At 74.4% G+C, this 7,889-nt stretch carries 7 protein-coding genes; 3 read left to right on the forward strand and 4 right to left on the reverse strand.

Features of this window, described 5'->3' with window-relative positions; translation table 11 throughout:
• The first annotated feature begins 148 nt into the window (after positions 1-148).
• Together ADL22_RS31250 and ADL22_RS31255 are read left to right on the forward strand one after the other, a co-directional pair.
• Positions 149-2,425, forward strand: a complete 2,277-nt coding sequence (locus ADL22_RS31250; RefSeq protein ID WP_066987584.1) for an acetate--CoA ligase family protein — start codon at positions 149-151, stop codon at positions 2,423-2,425.
• Between the two features lie 76 nt (positions 2,426-2,501).
• The gene (locus ADL22_RS31255) at positions 2,502-3,419 is read left to right on the forward strand and encodes an enoyl-CoA hydratase/isomerase family protein (RefSeq protein WP_066987586.1); all 918 of its coding nucleotides are present in this window, start codon (positions 2,502-2,504) and stop codon (positions 3,417-3,419) included.
• A 15-nt stretch (positions 3,420-3,434) separates the two neighbouring features.
• Here ADL22_RS31255 and ADL22_RS31260 read toward each other — a convergent pair whose 3' ends face one another.
• Both ADL22_RS31260 and ADL22_RS31265 read right to left on the reverse strand, forming a co-directional pair.
• Positions 3,435-4,028 (reverse strand): hypothetical protein, encoded by a 594-nt coding sequence (locus tag ADL22_RS31260; protein WP_234430926.1) that lies wholly within the window; start codon positions 4,026-4,028, stop codon positions 3,435-3,437.
• 8 nt (positions 4,029-4,036) lie between these two features.
• A complete protein-coding gene (locus ADL22_RS31265) occupies positions 4,037-4,609 on the reverse strand; it encodes an RNA polymerase sigma factor (RefSeq protein WP_079064572.1) in 573 nt (190 codons plus the stop codon).
• Between the two features lie 195 nt (positions 4,610-4,804).
• Between ADL22_RS31265 and ADL22_RS31270 the strand changes: the two genes are divergently transcribed.
• Positions 4,805-5,437, forward strand: a complete 633-nt coding sequence (locus tag ADL22_RS31270; protein ID WP_234430927.1) for a flavin reductase family protein — start codon at positions 4,805-4,807, stop codon at positions 5,435-5,437.
• Between the two features lies 1 nt (position 5,438).
• Here the strand turns inward: ADL22_RS31270 and ADL22_RS31275 are convergent, their stop codons facing one another.
• Positions 5,439-6,713, reverse strand: coding sequence for an MFS transporter (locus tag ADL22_RS31275; protein ID WP_420711613.1), 1,275 nt, complete (start codon positions 6,711-6,713; stop codon positions 5,439-5,441).
• Positions 6,714-6,800: 87 nt separating this feature from the next.
• A complete protein-coding gene (locus ADL22_RS31280; RefSeq protein WP_066987602.1) occupies positions 6,801-7,841 on the reverse strand; it encodes a Zn-dependent alcohol dehydrogenase in 1,041 nt (346 codons plus the stop codon).
• Between the last annotated feature and the right edge of the window lie 48 nt (positions 7,842-7,889).

Raw genomic sequence — 7,889 nt, forward strand, 5'->3', positions numbered from 1 at the left:
CAGCCGCCCCGGAACGTTTCCCGCCCACCTCCCGCACACCCATTCCTGACGAGCCGTCAGTTCAGTAACCTGACAAGGCGTCAGCTACTGCTGAGCGCGGTACGGCGCGCAGTCCACGAGAGCCGTCACACAGGAGCGGGCGTCTGCGATGCTTGGATCGACTCACGGCACCCTCACCACGCACTCCCGGCCGGCCCGCGTCGTGGCCTGCGGGGAGCACCGGCCCACCACCGTCCACGGCACCAGCGACCCCGCCGGCAGCGGCGGCCCGCGGCCGGACGGCGGCGCGGCGGCGGCCCCGGCCGCGGCCGACCCCGACGTCAGCGGCCGCCCGCTGCACGCGCCGGTCCCGGACCTGGACCGCTTCTTCCGGCCCGAGTCGGTGGCCGTGGTCGGCGCCTCGGACACCGAGGGCCGGCCGAACACCGGCATCACCCGCCAGCTGATCGCCTGGGCGGAACGGGTCGGCGCCCGGCTCCACCCCGTCAACCCCGGCCGCGACCAGGTCTTCGGCCGGCCCTGCCACCCCACCGTCGCCGACCTGCCGGAGACCGTCGACCTCGCCGTCCTGCTGGTCGCCGACCCGCTGCCGGTCATCGGCCAACTCGCCGACACGGGCGTGAAGTTCGCGGTCGCCTTCGCCTCCGGCTTCGCCGAGACCGGCGAGGACGGCGCGGCCGCCCAGGCCCGGCTGGCCGAGGCGGTCGCCGGCTCCGGCCTGCGGCTGCTCGGGCCGAACACCAACCTCAACGCGTTCGAGGAATTCCGGGACGACCTCGACGGCCCGGCCATCGCCCTGATCACCCAGTCAGGCCACCAGGGCCGGCCGGTCTTCGCCCTCCAGGAACTGGGCATCCGGCTCTCGCACTGGGCCCCGACCGGCAACGAGGCCGATCTGGAGACCGCCGACTTCCTCTCCTACTTCGCCTCCCGTCCCGAGGTCGGCGCGATCGCCGCGTATGTGGAAGGGCTCAAGGACGGCCGGAGCTTCCTGCTCGCCGCCGACCGCGCCGCCCGCAACAAGGTGCCCGTGGTCGTCGTCAAGGTCGGCCGCACCGAGACCGGCGCCCGCACCGCCGCCTCGCACACCGGCAAGCTCACCGGCGCGGACGCGGTGGTGGACGCCGCGCTGCGGCAGTTCGGCGTGATCCGGGTGGACGGCCTGGACGAGCTCCAGGACACCGCCGCCCTGCTGGCCCGGGCCAAGAAGCCCGCCGCCGAGGGCGTCGCGGTCTATTCGATCTCCGGCGGCACCGGCGCGCACTTCGCCGACCTGGCGACCGCGGCGGGCCTGACCCTGCCCACCCTCGGCGCCGCCAAGCAGGCCGAACTGCACCAGTGGATACCGGACTACCTCAACGTCGCCAACCCCATCGACAACGGCGGGCACCCGGTGGGCGACTGGCGCGGCCCCAAGATCATCGACGCGATCCTCGCCGACCCGGACATCGGCGTGCTGATCTGCCCGATCACCGGCCCCTTCCCGCCCATGAGCGACAAGCTGGCGCAGGACCTCGTGGACGCCGCCGAGCGGACCGACAAGCTGGTGTGCGTGGTGTGGGGCTCGCCGGTCGGCACCGAGGACGCCTATCGCCGCACCCTGCTCGGCTCGTCCCGGGTGGCGACCTTCCGCACCTTCGCCAACTGCGTCACCGCCGTCCGCGCCTACCTGGACCACCACCGCTTCACCGCCGGCTACCGCTCCCCCTTCGACGACGCCCCGCGCGTCCTCTCCCCGTCCGCCCGCAAGGCGCGGGCGCTGCTGCGGCCGGGCCGGCAGCTCAGCGAGCACGCGGCCAAGCAGCTGCTGCGCGCCTACGGCATCCGCGTCCCCCGCGAGCAGCTGGTGACCAGCGCGGCGGCGGCCGTCCGGGCGGCGAGCCAGGTCGGCTATCCGGTCGTCCTGAAGGGCTCCGGCCCGGAGCTGGCCCACAAGACCGAACTGGGCCTCGTCCAGATCGGCTTGACGTCGGCGAGCCAGGTGCGGGACGCCTACCGGGAGCTGACCGACATCGCCCGCTACGAGGACCTGCCGCTGGACGGCGTCCTGGTCTGCCAGATGATCGAACGGGGCGTGGAGATGGTCGTCGGCGTCACCCCCGACCCGCTCTTCGGGCCGACCGTCACCGTGGGCCTGGGCGGGGTGCTGGTGGAAGTCCTCCAGGACACCGCGGTGGGCGTCCCGCCCTTCGGTGAGGACCACGCCCGGGCGATGCTCCGGGGACTGCGCGGCCGCGCCCTGCTGGACGGCGTCCGCGGAATGCCGCCGGCGGACACCGACGCGCTGGTCGAGACCGTGCTGCGGGTGCAGCGGATGGCACTCGAACTCGACGGCGGACTGGCCGAACTCGACATCAACCCCCTCGTCGTCCTCCCCCGCGGCCAGGGCGCGGTGGCCCTGGACGCCCTCGCCATCTGCCACTGACCACCCCAGCGCCAACCCCAACCGCCAGGCCGCGCCCGACCCGCCGCCCCGCCGACCCCTCTGGAGCCGCTCCCCCATGACGTCCACCCCGTCCCCCCGTACCGCGTCCACCGGCGGCCCCGCCCCGGCGACCCCCGCCCCGCACGAGACCACCGACCCCGAATCCACCGGTCCCGAATCCACCGAGGCCGAATCCCCCGACCCCGCCACCTCCTTGATACTCCACACCACTGACAACGGCGTCGCCCAGCTCACCCTCAACCGCCCCGAAGCCCTCCACGCCCTCACTCCTGACCTGCGCGAACGCCTGATCCGCGGGTTCGCCGACGCCTCCGCCGACCCCGCCGTGCGGGCCGTCGTCCTCACCGCCACCGGCACCGGCTTCTGCGCCGGCGCCGACCTGCGCGGCGCCCCGCGGACCGGCGAGCGGGTGGCCGGCGACGTGGCGCGAATGATCCGGGACGGCGCCCAGCGCCTGATCGCCGCCGTCCTGGACTGCGAGAAACCGGTGATCGCCGCCGTCAACGGCACCGCCGCCGGGATCGGCGCGCATCTGGCCTTCGCCTGCGATCTCGTCCTGGCCGCCGAATCGGCCCGTTTCATCGAGGTGTTCGTGCGCCGCGGGCTGGTCCCGGACGGCGGCGGCGCCTATCTGCTGCCGCGGCTGATCGGCCCGCAGCGCGCCAAGGAGCTGATGTTCTTCGGGGACGCCGTACCGGCCGCCGAGGCCGCCCGGCTGGGCCTGGTCAACCGGGTCGTGCCCGACGCGGAGCTGGCGGCCACCGCCCGCGCCTGGGCCGAGCGGCTGGCGGCCGGCCCCACCCGCGCCCTCGCCCTCACCAAGCAGCTGGTCAACGCCTCCCTCGACGCCGACCGCGCCAGCGCCTTCCGCGCCGAGGCGGCCGCCCAGGAGATCAACATGACGACGGCGGACGCCCAGGAGGGCCTGGCCTCCTTCGCGTCCCGCCGCCGGCCCGTCTACCGGGGCCGCTGACCGCCCCGCCCCCGTTCACCGCCCCCGCCCCGCCTCCGGGCACACCGGCACCTCCCGGGTATTACGGGTGCGCACCCCCGGCAGCCACCCCTCCACCCCCTGCCCGGTGCGCACCCGGTACCACCGCGTGGAGGTCACACCCTGCTCGTCCCGCACCAGCTGCCCGTCCGTCACCACGCACCGCGCCGCCAGCACGTCCCCGTGCCAGACCCGCCCCGCCGCGTTCCCGCGCGCCGCGTACGCCCCGTACGGGTCCCGGGCCAGCCGCAGCGCGCACTCCAGCGTGCGGCCCGTACGGCAGGCCGCCTCGCTGTTGTAGACGGTGACCGGCACCGACGGCGGCGGCCCGGCCGGACGGACGTCCGCGGCGCCCGGCCGCAGCAGCAGCCACCACACCCCCAGCACCACCACGGCCACCCCCGCCGCGACCCCCAGGGCCACGGCGTACGGGCTCCGCCATACAGGAGCCGACGGCCGGCCCACCGGTGCCGGCGCGGGCTCCCGCACCCGCTCCCACAGCCCGGCGGGCGTCCCGATCTCCTCGTCGGCCGCCCGCAGCACCGCCCGCAGCCGCGCCTCCGCCGCACCGTCCCCTGGCCCCGCGCCCACCGTCCCGCTCACCTCCCGGCCCGCCCGTGCTCCGATTCAACGAGGTATCCGCGCAGCCTGTCCAGGGCCCGGGCCCGGTGCCGGGCGGCCGTACCGCGGTGCACCTTCATGATCTTCGCGGCCTGGTCGAGGGTGTACCCGTCCAGATCGACCAAGATCACGATGCCCGCCTGCCGGTGCGTCAGCCGCCCCAGCAGCCGCACCGCCTCCAGCTCCGCGTGGCGCCGCCCCACCCCGCCGTCCCACTCGCCGAAGCCGGCCCCCGCCCCGGCCACCTCCGCCACCTCGTCCACCAGCACCTGCCGCCGCTCCTTGCGGTACGCGTCCCGGGTGGCGCTGAGGACGGCGGTGAAGGCGTAGGCGTACGGCTCCGGATGGGCCAGGAAGCGCTGCGGGCGGGCGGCGAGTTTGAGGTACGCCTCGTGGACCGCGTCCTCCGCCGACTGGCGCGATCCGGCCAGCATCACGGCCCGCCGGTAGAGCCGCGGCAGCAGCCCGCAGAACACCTCGTCGAACCGCGCGGACCGGCCCCCGCCGGACCCGGCTGCCGACCACGCGGTCGGCGGTGTCGCATCGGCCATGAACCGAAACCCTCCCCCGGTGCTCGGCTACGGCGCGGCCGAGGGGGAAGGTACCCGGGCGCCCGGCAGCCAATCAGGAACACAGCCCCACGATGCCCCCAACCACCGCGATCCAGCCCGCGCCGCACCCCACACCACCCATGTGAGTGGACCACGCCCCTTCCAACCTGACGACCCATCAGCTTCAATGGGCCCATGATGGGACACGCCGGAATGGCGGCCGCGGCCGTCCGCCACCTGCGCTCCACGGGCGCCCCCGCCACGACCGCGCCCCTGGCCGCCGGCGCACCCGCCCCCGGGGCACGCCCCCCGCTGCGCGCCGTACGCGACGGTGAACGCGCCCCCCTCGACCCGGCCGAATTCCGCGCCGTGCTGGGCCACTTCGCCAGCGGCGTCACGATCATCACGGCCCCGGGACCGGACGGCCCGGCCGGCTTCGCCTGCCAGTCCTTCGCCTCCCTCTCCCTCGACCCGCCCCTGGTGGTCTTCATGGCGGGCCGCACCTCGACGACCTGGCCGCGGATCGCCCGCGCCGGCGTCTTCTGCGTCAACATCCTGGGCGCCGGACAAACGGCCCTGTGCCGCGCGTTCGCGGTCAGCGGCGCCGACAAGTTCGCCGGCGTCCGGCACTCCCCGGCCCCGGTCACCGGCTCCCCGCGGCTCGCGGACGTCCCCGCCTGGATCGACTGCGCCGTACACGCCGTCCACACCGGCGGCGACCACCACCTCGTCGTCGGCCGCGTCGAGGCCCTGGGCACCGACCCCTCGTCCGCCGCCGCCGGCCCGCTCCTCTTCCACCGCGGCACCTTCGGCCGCTTCGAGAGCTGACCTAGGCGGCGTCCTTCCGCCTCCGCAGCACCAGCGCCATCAGCGCCGCCACCGCGCACAGCGCCCCCGACGCGTACCACACCGGGTCATACGTACCGAACGCGTCCCGCGCCAGCCCGCCCAGATAGGCGATGAGCGCGGCCCCGACCTGGTGGGCGGCCAGCACCCACCCGAAGACGATCGCACTGTCCTCGCCGTAGTGGGCACGGCACAGCGCCAACGTGGGCGGGACAGTGGCCACCCAGTCCAGCCCGTAGAAGACGATGAAGAACACCATCGGCGGATGCACCGTGGCCGCCATCAGCATCGGCAGCACCAAGAGCGACAGCCCCCGCAGCCCGTAATAGACGGCGAGCAGACGCCGCGTATCGAAGCGGTCGGTGAGCCAGCCGGAACCAACGGTCCCCGCGATATCGAACACCCCGATCACCGCCAGCAGCGACGCCGCCGCGGTCATCGGCATACCGTGATCGTGCGCGGCCGGCACGAAATGCGTCTTGACCAGCCCGTTCGTCGTCGCGCCGCAGATCGCGAACGTCCCGGCCAGCAGCCAGAACGGCCCCGTCCGAGCCGCCGAGAACAGCGCCCCCACGGCCCGCCGCGCGGCCCCGCGCCGCGGCAGCGGCTTGGCCACGAACTCCTCGGCACCGTACGGCGCGACCCCCACATCCGCCGGATGATCGCGCAGCAGCAGCCACACCAAGGGCACAACGGCCAGCGCCGCCACCGCCACCGTGACCGCGGCCGGCCGCCACCCGTACCGCTGAACGACCACCGACAACAACGGCAGAAACACCAACTGCCCCGACGCACCGGCCGCCGTGAGAATCCCGCTCACCAGACCCCGCCGAGCCGCAAACCACCGATTGGTCACCGTCGCCGCGAACGCCAGCGCCATCGACCCGCTGCCCAGCCCCACCAGCACGCCCCACAGCAGCACCAGCTGCCAGCTCGCGCGCATGAAGACGGTCAGCCCCGCGCCCACCGCGATCACGGTGAGCGCGGCGGCCACCACCCGCCGGATCCCGAACCGGTCCATCAAGGCGGCCGCGAACGGCGCCGTCACCCCGTACAGCGCCAGATTGACCGACACCGCCAGCCCGATCGTCCCCCGCGACCAGCCGAACTCCTCGTGCAGCGGATCGATCAGCAGCCCCGGCAACGACGCGAAACCGGCCGCCCCGATCAACGTCAGAAACGTGACCCCGGCGACCACCCACGCCCGATGCGGCCGCCGGCCACGCGACGCCACCGGAGCCACCACCGGCTCAACAATTGTCCTGTTCACGCCCACAGCTTCGGCGACCCGCCCCGCCGGAACGAGCGGCCCGAGGGCCACCCTTCGCCAGGATCGGGCCAGCCGTCACTCCCCGAAGACCAGCACCGCCCGCGCCACCCGCCCCCGGTGCGCGTCGTCCGCCGCCCTGGCGAAGTCCTCGACGTCGTACGTCGCGGTCACCAACTCGTCCAGCAGCAGCCGCCCTTCGCGGTACAGCCGGGCGTACAGCGCGATGTCCCGCTGCGGCCGGGACGACCCGTAGCGGCAGCCGAGGATCGATTTGTCCAGATACATCGACGAGACCAGGAAGGACGCCTCGGCCCCGGCCGGCGGCACGCCCAGCAGCACCGCCTGCCCGTGCCGGTCCAGCAGATCGACCGCCTGCCGGATCAGCCGGGTGCTGCCCACGCACTCAAAAGCGTGGTCGGCGCCGGCCGGCAGGATCGCCTTCACCGCCTTCACCGCGTCCGGCACCGCCGAGGCGTCCACGAAATGCGTCGCCCCGAACTGCCGGGCCACCGCCTCCTTCGCCGGGTTGGCGTCCACCGCCACGATCACCGACGCCCCCGCGAGCCGCGCCCCCTGGAGGACGTTCAGCCCGATCCCGCCGGCCCCGATCACCACCACCGAGTCCCCGCGGTCCACCCGCGCGCGGTTCAGCACCGCGCCCACCCCGGTCAGCACCCCGCACCCGATCAGCGCGGCCGAGGCCATCGGTATCTCCTCGGGGATCTTCACCGCCTGAACGGCCTTGACGACGGTACGTTCCGCGAACGCCGAGTTCGACGCGAAGTTGAACAGCTCGGCCCCGCCCCGCCGGAACGGCTTCCCCGGCATCCCGATCGCCGTACGGCACATCGTCGGCCGCCCCCGGTCGCACTCCGCACAGGCCCCGCAGTTCGCCAGCGTCGACAACGCCACATGATCCCCGGGCACCACATGCGTCACCCCGGGCCCAACGGCCTCCACCACCCCCGCCCCCTCATGCCCCAACACCACCGGCACCGGAAACGGAATAGTCCCATCAATCACCGACAAATCGCTGTGACACAGCCCGGCCGCCCGAACCCCCACCAGCACCTCCCCCCCCCACAGGGGCACCCCCCCCTCCAGCAGCGCGATCAACCCCTCGCCGGGGGGGCTCTCCTGGGCCACCCGCCGGTAGACCGGCAG

Origin of the sequence: Streptomyces sp. NRRL F-4489, from assembly GCF_001509485.1 — a bacterium.
Lineage (GTDB): Bacteria > Actinomycetota > Actinomycetes > Streptomycetales > Streptomycetaceae > Streptomyces.